The 16,607-nt window shown below is 73.6% G+C and carries 13 protein-coding genes; 2 read left to right on the forward strand and 11 right to left on the reverse strand.

Annotated features, from left to right (window positions below):
- Window position 1: 1 nt before the first annotated feature.
- From ACIQR3_RS32185 to ACIQR3_RS32235, 11 genes are all read right to left on the reverse strand, one after another.
- Window positions 2-1,177 (reverse strand): hydroxymethylglutaryl-CoA synthase, encoded by a 1,176-nt coding sequence (locus tag ACIQR3_RS32185; protein WP_403544238.1) that lies wholly within the window; start codon window positions 1,175-1,177, stop codon window positions 2-4.
- Window positions 1,167-2,243 carry a hydroxymethylglutaryl-CoA reductase gene (locus tag ACIQR3_RS32190; RefSeq protein ID WP_403544240.1) on the reverse strand — a complete coding sequence of 359 codons (1,077 nt, stop codon included), beginning with the start codon at window positions 2,241-2,243 and terminating at the stop codon, window positions 1,167-1,169. The genes ACIQR3_RS32185 and ACIQR3_RS32190 overlap by 11 nt, the downstream gene beginning before the upstream one ends.
- Window positions 2,240-3,319: a type 2 isopentenyl-diphosphate Delta-isomerase gene (fni, locus tag ACIQR3_RS32195; protein ID WP_403544242.1), complete on the reverse strand. Its 1,080-nt coding sequence runs from the start codon at window positions 3,317-3,319 to the stop codon at window positions 2,240-2,242. Before fni ends, ACIQR3_RS32190 begins: the two co-directional genes overlap by 4 nt.
- Window positions 3,316-4,488 carry a phosphomevalonate kinase gene (locus ACIQR3_RS32200; protein ID WP_403544244.1) on the reverse strand — a complete coding sequence of 391 codons (1,173 nt, stop codon included), beginning with the start codon at window positions 4,486-4,488 and terminating at the stop codon, window positions 3,316-3,318. Before ACIQR3_RS32200 ends, fni begins: the two co-directional genes overlap by 4 nt.
- Entirely contained in the window at window positions 4,488-5,489 is a 1,002-nt protein-coding gene (gene mvaD / locus ACIQR3_RS32205; RefSeq protein ID WP_403544246.1) for a diphosphomevalonate decarboxylase, read from the reverse strand. Before mvaD ends, ACIQR3_RS32200 begins: the two co-directional genes overlap by 1 nt.
- On the reverse strand, window positions 5,476-6,480 hold the full coding sequence (mvk, locus tag ACIQR3_RS32210; RefSeq protein WP_403544248.1) for a mevalonate kinase: 1,005 nt from the start codon (window positions 6,478-6,480) through the stop codon (window positions 5,476-5,478). The genes mvaD and mvk overlap by 14 nt, the downstream gene beginning before the upstream one ends.
- A gap of 121 nt (window positions 6,481-6,601) precedes the next feature.
- Entirely contained in the window at window positions 6,602-7,972 is a 1,371-nt protein-coding gene (locus tag ACIQR3_RS32215) for a protoporphyrinogen/coproporphyrinogen oxidase (RefSeq protein ID WP_403544250.1), read from the reverse strand.
- Window positions 7,969-9,450, reverse strand: a complete 1,482-nt coding sequence (locus tag ACIQR3_RS32220; RefSeq protein WP_403544252.1) for a protoporphyrinogen/coproporphyrinogen oxidase — start codon at window positions 9,448-9,450, stop codon at window positions 7,969-7,971. The genes ACIQR3_RS32215 and ACIQR3_RS32220 overlap by 4 nt, the downstream gene beginning before the upstream one ends.
- The gene (locus ACIQR3_RS32225; protein ID WP_403544253.1) at window positions 9,447-10,472 is read right to left on the reverse strand and encodes a terpene synthase family protein; all 1,026 of its coding nucleotides are present in this window, start codon (window positions 10,470-10,472) and stop codon (window positions 9,447-9,449) included. Before ACIQR3_RS32225 ends, ACIQR3_RS32220 begins: the two co-directional genes overlap by 4 nt.
- Window positions 10,473-10,710: 238 nt before the next feature.
- Complete coding sequence (locus ACIQR3_RS32230) at window positions 10,711-11,784, reverse strand: polyprenyl synthetase family protein (protein WP_403544255.1); 1,074 nt, start codon at window positions 11,782-11,784, stop codon at window positions 10,711-10,713.
- The gene (locus ACIQR3_RS32235) at window positions 11,781-12,881 is read right to left on the reverse strand and encodes a polyprenyl synthetase family protein (RefSeq protein ID WP_403544257.1); all 1,101 of its coding nucleotides are present in this window, start codon (window positions 12,879-12,881) and stop codon (window positions 11,781-11,783) included. The genes ACIQR3_RS32230 and ACIQR3_RS32235 overlap by 4 nt, the downstream gene beginning before the upstream one ends.
- A 675-nt stretch (window positions 12,882-13,556) precedes the next feature.
- Here ACIQR3_RS32235 and ACIQR3_RS32240 point away from each other — a divergent pair.
- On the forward strand, window positions 13,557-14,873 hold the full coding sequence (locus tag ACIQR3_RS32240) for a hypothetical protein (protein WP_403544258.1): 1,317 nt from the start codon (window positions 13,557-13,559) through the stop codon (window positions 14,871-14,873).
- A 241-nt stretch (window positions 14,874-15,114) separates the two neighbouring features.
- On the forward strand, window positions 15,115-16,518 hold the full coding sequence (locus ACIQR3_RS32245) for a cytochrome P450 (protein ID WP_403544259.1): 1,404 nt from the start codon (window positions 15,115-15,117) through the stop codon (window positions 16,516-16,518).
- The last annotated feature ends 89 nt before the right edge of the window (window positions 16,519-16,607 follow it).

Below are 16,607 nucleotides of genomic sequence, written 5' to 3' on the forward strand. Positions count from 1 at the left end.
GTCAGGCCGCCTCGTAGATGCGCTGGTGGTCGCGGAGGGCCGCCAGCCGGAACGGGCCACGGGTCTGGTGGGGCAACTCGTACCAGCTGCCGTCGGTGGGCAGGTTCTGCAGGCGCAGCCCGCGGTACGTCTCGTAGTCGATGGCCTGCCGGGCGCTGACGGCCTCCCTGTGCGCGTCACCACGCAGGTGCGACCGGTAGCCGGGGCGCACCCGGGTGGCGAAGAACTCGGCGACGCTGCCTGAGCCGTAGCTGAACAGGCCCAGCGTCCGGCCGTCCAGATCGGGGCAGTTCTCCAGGGCCGCGGTGAGGGCCAGGTACACGGAGGCCGTGTAGCTGTTGCCCACGGTCTCGTTGTAGCCGGTGGTGGGTGCCACGGCGTGCCGCAGTGCTTCCTCGTCCGGGTCGGCCCCGCACGTTTCCAGGAGCGCCCGATGGGCTTTGAAGGCCAGCCGGGTGTAGGGCTGGTGGTAGCAGAAGGCACGGAAGTCCTCCAGCGGCAGGCCGCCGCGGTCCTGGTAGTCACGCCAGGCGCCCTCGACCGCGTCGAGGTAGGCCGTGACCGACTCCTTGCCGTTGACCAGGGCCGTGGCGCGGTAGTTGGGGCGCCAGAAATCCATCACGTCGGCGGTGAACAGGCCGGAGGGGCCGGTCAGTTCGAGCAGGGCGGGGTCGGCCGAGACGAGCATGGCCGCGGCCGCCGCGCCCTGAGTGGCCTCGCCGGGGCTGTCGAGGTCGTAGCGGGAGATGTCGCTGGCGATGACGAGTACCTGCTGATCGGGGTCGCGGTGGACCAGCCCTGCCGCGAACTGCAGTGCGGCGGTGGCTCCGTAGCAGGCCTGCTTGACCTCGACGACGCGGGCGTGCGGCGGCAGTCCCAGCAGCGAGTGGACGTACACGCCGGCGGCCTTCGACTGGTCGATGGAGCTCTCGGTGGCGAAGACGACGGTGCGTACGCGGTCGGGGCCGTGCCGCTGCACCAGGGGCAGCGCGGCGGCGGCCGCCATGGTGACGATGTCCTCGTCCGTGGTGGGGATGCTCATCGCCCGCTGCCCCAGGCCCTTGTGGTACTTGGCGATGTCGGTGCCGTTGGAGCGGGCCAGTTCGGTGTGGGGCAGGACGAGGCTGGTGGTGCGGAAGGACAGGTCGTGGATGCCGATGGCGGTCTCAGCGGACATGTGCGTCTCCCGTGGCGCGTTCGAATCGGTTGTGGGCCTTCATCAGTTCGCCGGGGTTGGTCTGCGCGGCGAGCAGGGACAGTTCGCCGCACAGGACGGTGGCGGCGGCGAGGACGGCGAGCCGTCGGGCGTTCTCGCCGGCGGGCCGGTCCTCGCGGCAGCCGAGCCGGGTGAGGTGGGCGTCGACGAAGCCGAGGCCCTTGCCGTTGCCGACCGTGCCGAGGATCAGGTTGGGCAGGGTGCAGGAGAAGTAGAGGTCTCCGTCCCGGTCCTGGGTGTAGGTCACGCCCTGGGAGCCCTCCACGATGTTCGCCGCGTCCTGGCCGGTGGCCAGGTAGAAGGCGAGGAGCATGTTGGCGTAGTGGGCGTTGGCGGAACGGATGCCGCCGGCCAGCAGGGTGCCCACGAGGTTTTTGTTGATGTTGAGGGCGGTGATCCGGTCGGCGGTCGTGCGCAGGTGCGACTCCACGACGTGCCGGGGCACCAGGACTTCGGCGACGACGTTCTTCCCGCGGCCGAGGATGCCGTTGACGGCGGTGGCCTTCTTGTCGGTGCAGTAGTTCGCGGAGATGGAGCCGTACCGGACGCCGGGCACGGTGGCGAGGAGGTGGGCGAGCAGGGCGTCGGAGGCGAGGGTGGCCATGTTGTGGCCGGAGGCGTCGCCGGTGGCGAACTCGAAGCGGATGAAGAGCAGCGGCCCGGTGATCTCGTGGCGGACCTCGAGGAGCCGGGCGTAGCGGCTGCTCGCCCGGGTGATCTCCCGCAGCCGCGGGAGGTCGTCCTGGACCGCGCGGGCCGCGGCGTGGGCGGTGGCCGCGTCGTCGGCCTCCACCAGGACCGACCGTGTCATCCGCTCGTCGACGAGGGTGGCGCGGATGCCGCCCTCGACCAGCCGGGAGATCTTGGCGCCGCGGCCGACGGAGGGCCACAGCGGGGATTCGTAGGTGGCCAGGGGCACCTCGGTCTCGGTGGTGGCGACGTTGCCGCTGAGGCGTACGGGGCCCACCCAGCGCAGCGGGACGCCCGCCGCCGTGAGGCTCGCCGACGGTTCTGCCGTGAGGGTCATGCGGTGACTCCTTTCCGCGCGGCCGTCGTCAGGCCGCGGTCGATGACGAAGGCGCGCAGCGATCCGGTGAGCAGGACGTCGCAGTCGGCGAGAGCGTCCGGGGTATGCGCGCCGAGCAGGGTCATGAGGGCGGTGAGATGGTCCAGCCAGGTGGTGATGTGCCGTACGAGGGCGTCGACACCGCCGTCCAGGAGCGTGGTGAGGAAGGGGCCCGAGGCGCCGACGGCGCGGGCTCCGAGAGCCAGCGCGCGGGCGACGTCCAGGGGGGTGCGGACGCCGCCGGAGGCAAGGAGCGGCAGCCCGCAGTCACGGGCGTCGAGGAGCGCGGCCGGGGTGCTCAGGCCCCAGCCCTCCAGGTAGGCGTAGTCGGGCCGCTTCCGGCGGCCGTTCTCGATGCGGGCGAAGTCGGTTCCGCCACTGCCGGCCACGTCGGCGGCGCGCACCCCCAGCGAAGCCAGCTCGCGCACGGTCCGTCCGCTCAGTCCGAAGCCGACCTCCTTGACGACGACGGGTACATCGACGGCGGCGGCTATGCGTTCGATGCCGGTGGCCCAGTGCGCGAAGGACCGGTCGCCCTCGGGCATGACGGTCTCCTGCACGGTGTTGAGGTGGATCTGCAGGGCGTCGGCCTCCAGCAGGCCCACGGCCCGGCGAGCCTGTTCGGGGGTGGCGTCGGCGTTGAGGTTGGCCAGGACGAAGCCGTCCGGGTGCCGGCGGCGCACGACGGTGAAGGTGGACGCCGTGTCGGGGTCCTTGAGGTAAGGGCTCATGGAGCCGGTGGCGATGGGCAGTCCGGTCTCACGGGCGGCGACGGCCAGGTCCCGGTTGATCTCGCCGGTGCGCGCACTGCCGCCGGTCATGGCGTTGATGTACAGCGGGACCGGCCACTCGATCCCGGCGAAGCGGGTCGTCAGCGAGACCTTCTCGCGGTCGGTGCCGGCCAGGGCGTGGTGCACGAAGCGCACCTCGTCGAACTGGCTCGGCCGCGCAGGCCCCGCGGGCAGTGGCGGCTCGTTTCCGGCGGTGTGCTGGGCGTGGGCGAGCCGGACGTGGTCGTCCTTGCGGTGTGCGGTCATCGGATGTGTCCTCGCGGGTATGGGGCGGCGTCGGGGGCGGTCCGGTCCTCGGGACCGGGGTCCGCGCCGGCGCCGGCGGTCACGCCGAGCGGCAGGGGGGTGATGCCGGCCGCCGTCCAGCGCAGGCGCAGCAGCGTCGCGGAGCGGTGGGCCGGGAGCAGGGCGATGCCGCAGTCGCCGCCGCCCGCGCCGGAGGGTTTGGCGCCGGCGCCGCAGGACTCGGCCACCTCGCAGAGGCGCTGCAGGTCAGCGGTGACGATGCCGAGGGAGGTCTCGGCATCGAGCCGGTGCAGCAGACCGCGGGCGGTGCGCACGGCGTCCAGGAGGGCGGCCGGCTCGTCCCGCAGCAGGGCCCGTTCGGCGGCTGACACGCACTGTTCGCTGTCGTCGAGAAAGCGGGACCGTACCGCCCTCTGCCACTCCCGCCGGGTGGCGAGGTCGGCGACGAGGGCGGTGGTGGAGGCCGGGCGGCCGCTCCAGCCCACGTGCAGGGCGAGACGGGTGGGGGGCGGCAGCTGCCGGACGGTGAAACCGCTCCAGGGCCGCCCCAGGGTGTGCGCGACGCCGTGCCGCCGCAGGCCGGCCAGCAGGGCCTGCCGGTCGGGCGACCGGTAGAACACCCACCCCCGCCACGTCGCGGCCGCGAGGTCGGCCCCCGAAGGACCCGCGTCGATCCGGACGCCGGCCAGCAGGGCGAGCCGGAAGACGTCTTCACGGGACAGCCGCATGCCGTAGTGGTCCGCCAGCGCCCGGACCGCCGCGACGGTGACCGCCGCGCTGGATCCCAGCCCGGTCTTGACGCCCCCGCGGTGCAGGTCGCTGCGGACCGAGAGCCGGACCGGCGTCAGGCCGAGCCGCCGCTCCGTCCGCAGCTGCTCGACCGTCTCCACGACCGACACGATGTGCGCCGGCGCACCGCGCGCCGACGCCGGATCCCGTCCCGGCAGCACCTGGAGACCCTCTCGGCCGCGACGCAGCCGCACCTCGTGGGCCAGCAGATCGGAGTCGATGACGACGTCGGCGCCCTCGGCGTCCTCGGCGGCCGTGACCGTGACGGTGACGTACCGGTCGACCGCCACGACGACGGCGGGCCGTCCCGGTTCGAGGACGGCGTACTCGCCTGTCACCATGAGTTTTCCGGGTGCGCGGCGGGTGGTCCGGGCCGCCATCAGGTGGTCACCTGCCGGAGCCTGGCACCAGGGCCGCCGCGTGCCACCACCACCCGGGCGTCGGTGACCTCGCGCATCCGGGCGGCGACCCGTTCCGCGTCCGCGGACGCGCACAGCACCTTGACGTTGGGGCCGGCGTCCATCGTCGCCCAGGCACCCAGGCCTTCCGCGCGCAGCCGGCGGACGTGGCCGAGTACCGCGTCCGTGGCGGCGGTGCGGTAGCGGACGGCGGGCCGCGCGGCCTCCATGGTGGCGTGCATGCCCAGGGCGTTGCGCTCGCTGATCGCGCCGACCGTCGCCATGTCGCCGGCGCGCAGCGCAGCGCGCATGCGGGCCAGGTCGGTGCGGCTGTCCGCCACCCAGTCCCGGTAGAGCGGGGAGGTGGCGACCGTACGCCGCATGGCCTCCCTGCTCGAAACGGGTTTGGGCCCCTCGTCCAGGACGACGGCGACCAGCGCGGCGTCCAGACGGGCGTCGGTGACCGGCTGGGCGTAGGAGGCACGGTCGGGGTCGGGGGCGCCGGGATCGCCGGCGTGCCAGACGACGAAGCCGCCGAAGACGGACCGGGCGGCCGAGCCGGATCCGCGGCGGGCCAGCCGGGACAGCTCCTCGGCGTTGCCGGGCAGACCGTAGGCGTGAGCGGCTGCCAGGGCCAGGGCGGCGAACCCACTGGCCGAGGAGGCGAGGCCGGCTCCCACGGGCACGCTGTTGCGGGTGTCGACCACGGCCCGTTCCCGGCGCCCGGCGCGCTCGCGCACCAGGTGCAGGAAGGCGGTGACGCGGCGCAGTGCCTCGCCCTGTGCGAGGACGCCGTCCATGACGACGTGGTCCGCCGCGGCACCCGGGTCGAGCCGGACCGTGGTCGTCGTGGGGAACACGTCGAGCGTCATCGACAGGCTGTCGGTGACGGGCAGGACCAACCGCTCGTCGCGTTTGCCCCAGTACTTGATCAGGGCGATGTTGGGATGGGCGACGGCCACCGCCGTCTCACCGGCCGTCATGTCCGGCCCCCTCCGGGACGGCGGCCGTCCACGTGCGGGCGCCCGTTCGCCCGGCGAGTGCCGTGGACACCGACTCGGCGTGGGCCGCACTCGTGGCCAGGGCCACGACGCAGCCGCCGAGTCCGCCGCCGCTCATCTTGGCTCCGAGCGCCCCCGCGTCCAGGGCGGTGCGGGCCAGCGCGTCGGTACCGTCGGTGGTCAGGCCGAGGCCGGCCAGCATCCGGTGGCAGTCGGTGAGGCGCCGGCCCAGGGAGGGGAGGCGGCCGGCCGCGAGGTCGTCGAGCGCGGCCCGGGCGAACCCGGTCGAGCGGTGGATGAACCGCGTGCGGAGGTCGGGGTCTCGCGCGAAGGCGTCCCGCAGCATCCCGACGGCTTCCCTGGTGCTGCCGCCGCTGCCGCTGTCGGCCACGACGACGTGGAATCCGGCGCCCACCGACGGGGTACGGGCCCGGCCGTCCGCGAGGAGCACCGGCCGCTCGCTCCCTGTGGCCAGTGCGTCGATGCCGCTGGCTCTGCTGTGCGCGGACCGCTCGGCCACCTGGACCAGGTCGAAGGCCTCCTGTTCGGCCAGGCCGGTCCCGCAGAGCGCGTCGAGCGCCCGGACCAGCGCGCGGGCGTTCGCCGCGCTGGATCCCAGCCCGCGGGACGGCGGGATGCGGCTGTCGAGGTGTATCTCCAGGGCGGGGGGCGTCTTGAGGCCCGCTCGTTCGGCGAAGGCCAGCAGGAGGAGAGCGAGTTCCTCGGGTACGTCTCCCGCCGTCTCCCTCGGGGTGCCGTGCGCTCCCGGGGCGACCATGCGCAGGCGGGAGCCACCGGAGCCGGGCCCCGTCACGGGGCGCACGGTGGCCCGGCAGGTCAGCTCCGGCAGCGGGAGCGCGAGTGCCGGGGCGCCGTAGACCACCGCGTGTTCACCGAACAGGATGGCCTTGCCGTGCGCCTCGCCCGTCGCGATCCGCTGCTCCTCGGTGGTGGACGTGCAGTGCGTGGACATGATCTGCGTTCCTCTCTTGCGGCGGACGGCCGGGGAGGCGGCCCGGCCTCTCGCACGGGGCGGTCGGCCGGGTACAGCCGAGACGTTCGTTCCGCTCGCCCCGGGGGCGCCAGGGCGTCGTCTAACGGCGGCCGGCGGCGACCGCGCCGGTGGTGACGACCTCGTGCACCCGCTCGGCGGCCCGCTCCCCCGTGACGAGGCTGGAGTTGGTCGCGCTGAAGGCGAGGTAGTCCCCGGCGAGCTGGATGCGCGAGCGGGGGTCGAGTCCGCGGTTGAAGTCGCGCAGGCGCGCGTAGTCGCCGGGCTTGCGCAGGATGACCGCGTTCTTCCAGCGCTGCACGTAGGCCATGTCCTGGTGGGCCTCGATGTGCCGGGCCATCTCCGGCCAGGCCTGCCGGTGCACCTCGTGGGTCAGCGCCTCGATCTTCTGGTCGTCGGCGTCCCAGTGCCGCATCGCCCACGGATAGCGGTAGTAGCTGGTCAGCAGGGCGTGGCCCTGCGGGGCCCGGCCGGGTGCGAAGTTGTGGTTGAAGGTGATGACGCCCAGGTCGGGGTGCTCGCGCTGCGGGAAGAGCACACAGGTGGCCGTCTCGTCCGGAACACGGTCGACGCCGAAGTAGACGTGGATGTCGGGCACGTAGGGCACGTTCGCCAGGTAATCCCGGGACGGCGGGGCCAGGCCCGGGCAGAGCCGGGCGGCCACCGGGCCCGGCAGGGCGACCACCGCGGCGGCGGCCTCCTCGGTGTGCTCGGGCTCGCCCTCCCGCCGCCAGTGCACCCGGACGCCGTCCGAGGTCTCCTCGACCTGGGTGACCTCGGCGCGGGTCTCCACGTCGAGCCGGGAGGCGAGTGTCGTGGTGAGGGTGTCCACCCGGTCGTGGAAGTTGAACCAGGTGGAGTTCACGGCCGGCATGGAGAACAGGAAGTTGACCACCGACAGGTCGGGGGGCGAGTTGAAGAACATGGCGCTCATCGGGTCCACGACCCAGTCGCGGAACTGCGTGTCGAGCCGGCGCTCCGCGTAGGCGGCGGCGGTCTCGGTGTCGAGGGCGGCGGCCTCGCCCAGGTCGCTGTCCCAGCGCAGCCGGTTCGCGTACTTCTTGAGGTCCGACTGCAGCCGCGCCATGGCGGGCAGCGAGGTCCAGGGAAGCAGACCCGAGCGCTTGAGGTCGGTGGGCCGGTTCGCCCGCAGCCGGTGGACGCGGCCCTCGCGGCGGATCCCGACCTGGTTGTTGGTACGCAGGGTGGTGTCCTCGATGCCGAGGTCGCGGACGAGGTCGCGCATCTGCGTGTAGTTCTCGATCAGCAGGATCGCGGCCAGGTCCATGTGGTAGCCGCGGCGCTCCACTGTGCGCATCCGGCCGCCGGCGCGGTCCTCGGCCTCCAGGACGCGGACCGGGTGCCCGGCCTGCTGGAGGCGGAAGGCCGCGGTCATGCCGGCGATGCCGGCCCCCACGACGATGATCGGTTCCTTGGTGCCCGTGGTGTTCACTGTGTTCCTTTCGTCCGAGCGGAGACGGCCGGGAGCGGGTACGGCCGGGCCGGTGGGGGTGACGCCTCCAGCCGCTCCCAGAGCCGGTGGGCCACCCGCACCGCCGAACAGATGCTGTGGTGCGTGCTGGACTGGGTGAAGAAGTCACCGCCGGCGAGCCGGACCCGCGAGGCGGCGGGCCAGGCCGGGGCGAGCCTGGCGATCTCGCGGTAGTCGCCGGGCCGGCGGAAGACCACGCAGCGCCCGGGACGCATCACGTGGGTCATGACGGTGTGGTCGTCGGTCTCCGGCGTCAGTCCCACGGTCCGCAGAGCGGACCGTGCGTGGTCGACGAGCTGTTCCTCGGGCAGGTCGCGGTGGCGGTCCGACCAGGAGCCCCGGAAGTGTGCCATGACCAGCCCCCGCCCCTGCGGCACCCGGCCGGGAGCGGTGTTGTGCGGCAGGATCACCCCCACGAGTGCGGGGTGTTCGGAACGCGGGACGTTGACCATCACGGCCTTCTCGGCGGTGGGCCGGTCCAGACCGAAGGCCACGTGGACGCTGCCGGTGTACTCGACGTGCCGGAAGAAATCGCTGAACCGCCGCGGCATCTGGCCGTACAGGTCCGGGGCCAGGGAGGCGGGCACGGCCAGCACACAGGCGTCGGCCCGCTCCGTGCGTTCTCCCGTCCCGTCCTGCGCCTGCCAGGTGACCGCGACCCCGGTGGCGCTCTCCTCGACCTGACGCACCGTGGCGTGGTAGGTGACGGGCAGTTGGGCGGCGAGGAGCCGCGGCAGCAGACCGACCCCGTCCCGGAAGGTGAACAGGCCGCCGCCCCCCAGCAGGGAGTTGAGCAGCATGAACGGCGCGACGGACGAGGTGCGTTCGACGTCCTGGAGCGAGGCGAGCATGCACAGGGGGTCCAGCAGGTGGTCGACGGTGCCCGGCCGCAGGCCGCGGCGGACCGCGTATCCGGCGACGGACTCGCCGTCGTGCCGGGCCGCCGCGGACATGTCGTACCAGTCCAGCGAGCGCCGGACCCGCAGGTGGTCCAGCATCAGCTTGGGCAGGTCGGACGGGAACGGCGCGAACCGCAGCAACCCGGTGGCCATGCGTGGCAGGGAACCGACCCGTACGTGGTGCACCCGCCGGTCGCGCATCAGCCCGACGACGTCGGAGGAGGGCAGCAGCCGGTCGCCGACCCCGGCCAGCTCGGCGAGCCGCAGCATCGCGTGGTAGCGCCGCGACAGCAGGGAGGCGCCGGTGTCGATGAAGAACCCGCCGCGCTGCACGGAGCTCATCCGGCCGCCGACGTACTCCGGCCCGGAGCTTTCCAGGACGGTGACCCGGCAGCCGCGGCGCTGGAGAAGGAAGGCGCTGGTGAGGCCGGCGATGCCCGCGCCGACCACGACGACGTGCGGCCGTCCGTGCGGTGGTGGACCGGCTTCGCGCGACGCCGCGGGGGCCGCGTTCCCCGGGACGGTTCGGCCGCCGTTCACGCGGGGACCTCCGAGCGGGGCTCGTCCCGGTCGTAGCGCCCGTGCCGCAGGTACCACTCGACGTGGCTCTGGAAGCTGAGCAGTCCGTCGGCCCAGGTCCTCAGGGCTGCCTTCTCACCGACGGTGTAGGGACCGCCCGTGCCGGTGGGGCCCGCGGCCTGCCGCAACGCCTGTTTCAGCACCGTCACCCGCTGCTCGATGCGGTTCAGGGTCTCGCCGGCGGCGTCCTGGAGCGACATGCCCTCCAGGCGGTGCAGCAGGACCACGAGGTTGTAGGCGTCCGGGCGGTCCAGTTCCTTCGACACCGAGCACAGGTCGTTGATCCAGGAGGCGATGTCGGCCGCGCAGCCGATCATCTCGGTGTACTCGGGGGTGCCGTAGAAGCGCGCCGGCAGCCGCACCGACTCGGCCTGCTCCACGAAGTCCAGCAGCGGCAGCACCGGCCCGGTGTCACGGCGCAGCGCGATGTAGGAGTCGACGCCGGGCAGGACCCCGCGCGCCCGGTAGTCGGACTCCACGACCAGGGAGGTGAAGTAGTCGTCCAGGTGCGCGAGGAGTTCGCCGAACTGCACCGGCGCCATGTGCTGCGCGGTCCGCTCCAGCAGGTCTGCCAGCGCGCGCTGGAGGGGGTCCTCGGGGGCGGGCAGCGGCTCGCGGTGCCTGGCGGCGTCCACCAGCCGCCTGAGCGGGGCCGCCGCCCGGTCGGCGGCGACGGCGCTGGCGCCCGCGGCTCCGTCCTCGAAGTGGTCGTCGAGGTTGAAGTACCACATCGTCCACTGAGTGATCAGTACGCGGATCCCGGTGTCCGCGCGCGGATAGCCGTGGCTGACCAGCTCACCCGCGCACAGGCGGCGCAGCGGGTGCCGGGGGTCGCCGGAGTCGATCAGGCCCAGGCGCCTCGCCCACTCCGCCCCGCCGGTTTCGACGGTGGCGATGTCGCCGGGGTCGCGTACGGGTGCGGCGGGGAAGGGCCATCGGGGCAGGACGGAGTCGAGGACCGGATCGGAGACCGGGCTGTGCACGATGTCTCTCCTTTCCCGGCCGTGGGCCGGGTGGACGCCGGCCCACGGCCGGGCGCGGCAGGGACGGAAGGAGCGGCCTGGACGTCCACCGGCCGGGGTGGAGGGCGGAACCGGATCGGCCGGGCGGGTCGGCGGGCCGCTCGCAGGCGGAGGGGCGCACTGGGGCGCGGTGGTGTGACGGTCCGCGGGTGCGGCGTGCCGGCGGTGCGTCGGCGGGTGTTCCGCCGCGGCGCCGCTGTCAGTGGTCACGGAGGGCCAGCCACGCGGCGAGCGCGCGCAGCGGACGGGTGTCGGAGGCGGGCAGACCGGTGGCGTCGAGGTGGTCCAGCGCTTCGGCCAGGTACCGGCGTGCCAGGCCGTCGGCCCGCTGCCGGCCTCCGGCACGCTCGACGAGGGAGGCGGCCCGCCGGAGCATGCCGGCGTCGTCCGCGGCGGGGTCCCGGGCGTAGAGTCCGGCCAGCTCGGCGGCTTCCGGCGTGTCCGATTCCAGGGCGGCCACCACCGGCAGGCTCTTCTTGCGGGCGTGGAGGTCGGCGCCGGCCGGTTTTCCCGTCGCCCGGGGGTCGCCCCAGATGCCGAGCAGGTCGTCCACGTGCTGGAAGGCCAGGCCGAGGGACCGGCCGAAGGCGTCCAGTTCCACCGCCGGCCCCTCGTCCGCCCCGCCCGCCAGAGCCCCCATACGGCATGCGGCGCCCATGAGCGCGCCGGTCTTCCGTGCCGCCATGGTGGTGCACTCGGTGAGGGACACCTCGGTCCGTTCCTCGAAACCCATGTCCTCGAACTGTCCCCCGATGAACTGCTGCACGGCTTCGTTCAGCACCGAGGCGGCCGGGGCGCCCGGTGCGTCGCGGTGGACCAGGGAGACCGCCAGGGCGAGCATGGCGTCCCCGGCCAGCAGCGCGTCGGCGACGCCGAAAGCGCGCCACGCGGTGGGCCGGTGCCGGCGCGTGTCGTCGCGGTCGATGATGTCGTCGTGCAACAACGATGAGTCGTGGGCGAGTTGGACGGCCGCGGCACAGTGTGCGGCGGTTCTGCAGGGGGCACCGAGGGCCCGCGCGGAGAGCAGTGCGAGGGCGGGGCGTACGGCCTTGCCCCAGCCGCCGGTGACGGGCCGGCCGTGCTCGTCCCACCATCCCAGGTGGTAGCCGGCGACGACACGTGCCTGCGGGTGCAGGGAGTCCACCGCTTCCCGCAGCACCGGGTCGGTCACCTCCCTGGCGTAGTGGAGCCACACCTGCGGGGCGGCGTCGGCGGCGGGTTCCGCGCGGGCGCCCGTTGCCGTCGCCGTGCCGGTGGCCTCGGCCGCGTTCACAGGGCCGCTCCCTTCGTGGCGGAGACGGTCGGGAGCGGGGTCGTCCAGTGCTCGTGGCGGGCCAGCACATGGCGGAACAGGGCGGTCAGGGTCTTGACGGTGCCGGGTTCTCCCCCCGCCCGGCTCAGCGTGTGCAGGGCCTGGTCGAGGTGGCGGCGGGCGGCCCGCTCGGCTGCCTCGCGTCCGCCCGCCTCCTCCACCAGGCGTGCCAGCGAGACCAGTTCGGCCTCGGCCGGGGTCTCGGTGGCGCTCAGCCGGGTTGCCAGCCGGGCCCCGGCCTCGGTCCCGGAGCGCAGTGCGGCGATGACGGGATAGGTCCTCTTGCCGCGGCGCAGGTCGCCGTGGGCGGCCTTGCCGCTGACGGCGGGATCACCCCACAGACTCTCGACGTCGTCGGCGATCTGCCACGCCACTCCCAGGTCCCGGGCGGCGGAGCGGAGCATGCGCGCCACCGGCGCGGGGGCGTGAGCGAGAAGCGCGCCGACTTCGAGGCAGCCGCCGAGGAGGCCACTGGTCTTGGCGCACGCGGCCAGGTAGTCACCGGTGTCCACCCCGTCCGCCGGGCAGCCGTCCAGCTCCAGGTCGGCGGCCTGCCCCTGGATGATGTCGTCCACCGCCGCCACCAGCACCGCGGTCGCCGGCTGCCTGGGGGCCCCACGGACCTCGGTGATGACCTGGAGCGCTCGGCCCAGCAGCGCGTCGCCCGCCAGTACGGCGGGTCCTCGTCCGAAGACCGCCCAGGCGCTGGGACGGCCGCGCCGCAGTTCGTCGGAGTCCATCAGATCGTCGTGCAGGAGAGAGAAGTTGTGCACCAGTTCGACGGCGACCGCACCGGGCACCGCGGACGCCGTGCTCGCGCCGAACGCCCGCGCGGCGAGCATGGCCAGCGTGCCGCGCAGCATCTTTCCGGCGTGGCCGTCGGTGGGTGTGCCGTCGCGGTGGCACCAGCCCAGGTGGTAGGCGCTGATGCGGGCCAGCCGGGGGTGCAGGCTCTCGACCGCGGTGCGCAGGGCGGGAAGAGTGGCCGCTCTGCACTCCGCCAGGGCCTCCCTGACGGTGTCCGCGACCGGGGTGCCGAGGACCTGTGCCTGGTTCATGGACGTCGTCTCCACTCCCACTGGTCGGGTCATGACGGGTGCGGCGGGCCGGCCGCGGCCGCCCGGGGCCGTTGTGCGGTGAGCCTCCTTGCGGCGGCCACTGGCACCGGGGCGCTCGCGCCCGGCTCGCGCGGTCGTACGGGCAAGCCCGGCCCGGTTCCGATGCCGGCGGCGCAGGCGGTTCCCGCGGGCGCCGCGTCGGTCTCCGTGCCGGCCCGTGCGGGCCGGTTCCGTGCCGGGGGCCCGGAAGGGCGCCGTGCGGTCCCGGGAGAACGCGTTTCGCTATTCGAGAGGACGCATTTCCCGATCCGCCGACACCTGAAGTCAAGCAGCGGCCGCTTCGCGATGCCAAGGGCTTTCCCCGGCCCCGGTGTCCCACGGGTCGTTTATTTGTGAGGTTGTGAATGCACGGCCCGGCCGCACGGTCCGCCATCGCATGGCGGCCACAATCCGTCGATTCGAGCAGAGTGGCCGAAAATAAACGGTTACCTGTTTAGCGGGCGGGGTTACATGACCAGCGGTCCCCCGCCCCGGAACGGGGTTCGACGGACGGTCGCAGCATTACGGCACCCCTGGTCACCGAGTCGTTACCGCAGGATTCCACTTTTGTTACCGAAATGCGTCCGAAGGGTCGTCATGTCACGCAGTCATCCGAATCAGCAGCTGAGAAGGCTCATGAGGGAAGCGGATATGTCGGGCGAGGCGCTGGCCCGGTCCGTCAACCGCGCCGCGGCGGAGAACAAGCGGGTGCTCCGGTACAACCGCAAGTCGGTCGCCGGGTGGCTGGCCGGCTCCCGGCCTCCGGCCCCGGTGCCCGCGCTGGTGGCGGAGATCCTGAGCCGGCGGCTCGGCCGGCGGGTCAGCGTCCAGGAGACCGGACTGGCCCGGGTTCCCGACGAGCCGGCGGACGCGTTGCGCGCGGCCGGCGGCAGCGGCCGGGACGCGCTGGCGACGCTGACCGCGGCGGACACCGGTCCGGAGACCAGGGCGGCGTTCCGCGCGCTTCCCTTCCGCCCGAACAGCGCCCCTCCGGTCTGGACCGAGGCCGAGCCGAGGCCCACCGGGGGCGACTGGCGGCTCGGGCCGGGCGATCTGGCGGCGTTGACGCACACCACCACGTACTACGCGGAGACCATGGACACCTACGGCGGGGCACACGGACGCACCGCCCTGGCCACCTATCTGGCCACGGACGGGGCCGCGTTCCTCGCCGCCCGGACGGACCGGAGGACCCACGCGCTGCTGCTCGGGAAACTGTCCCGGCTGACCCATCTGCTGGCCCGTATGTCCGCGGACTGCCGGCACGACGGGGCGGCCCAGCAGTACTTCCACGTGGCCGCGCAGCTGGCCGTCGAGGCAGGCGACCGCACCCAGTACGCCATCGCCCTGCGAGCGCTGAGCGCACAGTCCGGCCAGCTCGGGCACCGGAACACGGCGATCGCCCGCGCGGCGTGGTCGGCCGCGCCACAGGACGCTCCGCCGCCCATCCGGGCGTACCTGATGAGTCACCTGGCCGTGGTGCACGCGATGGCCGGAGACGAACGCCGGTCGCTCGCGGCGCTCTCCGACGCGATGGCGCTGCACGACGGAGAGAACGGCCCCTCCGCACCGTTCAGCGGCTACCCCATGGCCGCGTTGCACTACCAGCGCGGCCATGTGCACCAGAGCCTCGGCGACTTCGCCGCGGCCGGCCAGGCCCTCGCCGCGTCCCTGCGCCACCGGCCGCCGAGCGCGCACCGCGCCCGCGCGCTGACACTCGCCAGACTCGGCGAGGTCCATCTGCGGGAAGGACGGCTGGACCGCGCCTGCGCCTCCGTCCACCAGTTGCTCGACCACTACGGCCGAATCCGCTGCCCGCGCACCGCCGACCGGCTCGACGACCTGCGCATCAGGCTGCTGCCCTACGCGCGACGGCCCGCCGCGCGGTCGGCTCTCGGCCGCCTGGACGGCTACACCAGGTACCAGAACCCCCCGGAGCGCCTCGCGGTGTGAACGGCGCCACGCCTCCCCGGTGACGGACGGCCGCCCCGGCACCGTCACCGGCCGCGTCCGCCCGCGGCACGGCGCACAAGCGCACAAGCGCGGGCCGCGCAGGACGGATGCGAGCCGGGCGCCCCTGTCGGACGGCGAGCGGCCCGGCGTGCAATGGACGCAGAGGCGGCGGTCCGGCGCCCCGGCGGGGGCCGGTCCGGTCACCGTCTCGCACGCCGAGTTACGGAAAGGGATGCCAGGAATGGAGACGAACGCGGCCGAGGTGCCCACTGTCGACGGCCCGCCGCTGCTGGGCTCACTGCTGGACCTGCGGCGAGACCCTCTGGGCGTGTACGAGCGCGCCCGGAGCGAGCACGGTGACGTGGTGCGGATCGTGTCCGGGCCGCCCGGACTGCGTACGACGATCCACTTCGTCTTCTCCGCCGCGGGCGTCCAGCAGGTGCTGGCCGGCCAGTCGGCCAACTTCCGCAAGGACGACCGCTTCTCGCTGGAAATGCGGCAGACCTTCGGCAACGGCCTGCTCAGCAGCCTCGACGACGACCACCTCAGGCAGCGCCGCCTGCTGTCACCGCTGTTCACCAAGAAGCGGGTGGCGGAGTACGCCGCGGCCGTGTGCGACGAGGTCGACGCCCTGTGCGCCGCCTGGGAGGCCGACCCCGACCGGCGGCCCGACCTCAACGAGGACATGAGCCGGCTCACCGTGCGGATGATCACCCGCATCCTCTTCGGCTCGGACGCGGAACAGGCGGCGGACGTGGTGCGCCGCTGCATGCCCGTGCTCAGCACGTACACCCTCCGGCGCGGCCTCATGCCGCTGAACCTGCCCCGTTCCTTCCCCGCACCCGCCAACCGCCGGGCGCGCGCGGCCCAACGGGAGCTGCACGCGCTGTGCGACCGGCTGATCGAGCAGCGCCGGCGCGGCGGCGCCTCGGGCCACGAGGCGGGGACCGACCTGCTGACCCTGCTCATCAACGCGCGCAGCGACGAGGACACTCCGCTCACCGACGAGGAGCTGCGCGACCAGGTGCTGGTCTTCCTGCTGGCCGGCTCGGACACCACGGCGACGTCCCTCACGTTCACCCTGTACCTGCTGGCGCGGCACCAGGACGTCCAGAACTCCGTGCGCGACGAGGTGCGCTCCGCCCTCGGCGGACGCCGCCCCACCCCGGCGGACCTGGAGGAGGTGCCGGCGGTCGAGCGGGTGCTCAAGGAGGCCATGCGCCTGTATCCCGCGGCACCGGTCCTCATTCGCCGGGCGGTGCGGTCGACGGTCGTCGACGGACACGCGATACCGGCTGGTGCGTACGTGTACGTGTCGCCCTGGGTGACACACCGCCACCCCTCCTACTGGCCGGACCCGCAGCGGTTCCTCCCCGACCGCTTCCGTCCCGAGGAGGAGAGCCACCGGCCGCGTTACGCCTGGTTCCCGCTGGGCGGCGGCCCGCGCTCCTGCATCGGCAACCACTTCGCCATGCTGCAGATGAAGCTCGCGACGGCGACGCTGCTCCAGCGGTACCGCTTCACCGGGGCGCCGCCGCAGGTTCCCCTGGAGGTGGGCGTCACCATCCGGGCGGCGCGGGCCGTGGAATGCAGCCTGTCACCGGCCGGCCACGTTCCCGCGGACACCCTTCCCCGGTCCCGCTAGGTGTATTGACCCGCAGCGTTGTTGACGCGGCTGATGGGCGGGTGTCCGTCCAGTGCGGTGTGGCAGCGGTGGTGGTTGTAGGTGTGGAG

Source organism: Streptomyces sp. NPDC090994, from assembly GCF_044768905.1.
GTDB lineage: Bacteria > Actinomycetota > Actinomycetes > Streptomycetales > Streptomycetaceae > Streptomyces.

Coding starts and splice junctions, on each gene's coding strand:
- mvaD (WP_403544246.1), bottom strand. CDS start 5,489: ATGACGGCCGGTGAGACGGCGGTGGCCGTCGCCCATCCCAACATCGCC.
- ACIQR3_RS32200 (WP_403544244.1), bottom strand. CDS start 4,488: ATGGCGGCCCGGACCACCCGCCGCGCACCCGGAAAACTCATGGTGACA.
- fni (WP_403544242.1), bottom strand. CDS start 3,319: ATGACCGCACACCGCAAGGACGACCACGTCCGGCTCGCCCACGCCCAG.
- ACIQR3_RS32245 (WP_403544259.1), top strand. CDS start 15,115: ATGGAGACGAACGCGGCCGAGGTGCCCACTGTCGACGGCCCGCCGCTG.
- ACIQR3_RS32185 (WP_403544238.1), bottom strand. CDS start 1,177: ATGTCCGCTGAGACCGCCATCGGCATCCACGACCTGTCCTTCCGCACC.
- mvk (WP_403544248.1), bottom strand. CDS start 6,480: ATGTCCACGCACTGCACGTCCACCACCGAGGAGCAGCGGATCGCGACG.
- ACIQR3_RS32190 (WP_403544240.1), bottom strand. CDS start 2,243: ATGACCCTCACGGCAGAACCGTCGGCGAGCCTCACGGCGGCGGGCGTC.
- ACIQR3_RS32240 (WP_403544258.1), top strand. CDS start 13,557: ATGAGGGAAGCGGATATGTCGGGCGAGGCGCTGGCCCGGTCCGTCAAC.
- ACIQR3_RS32235 (WP_403544257.1), bottom strand. CDS start 12,881: ATGAACCAGGCACAGGTCCTCGGCACCCCGGTCGCGGACACCGTCAGG.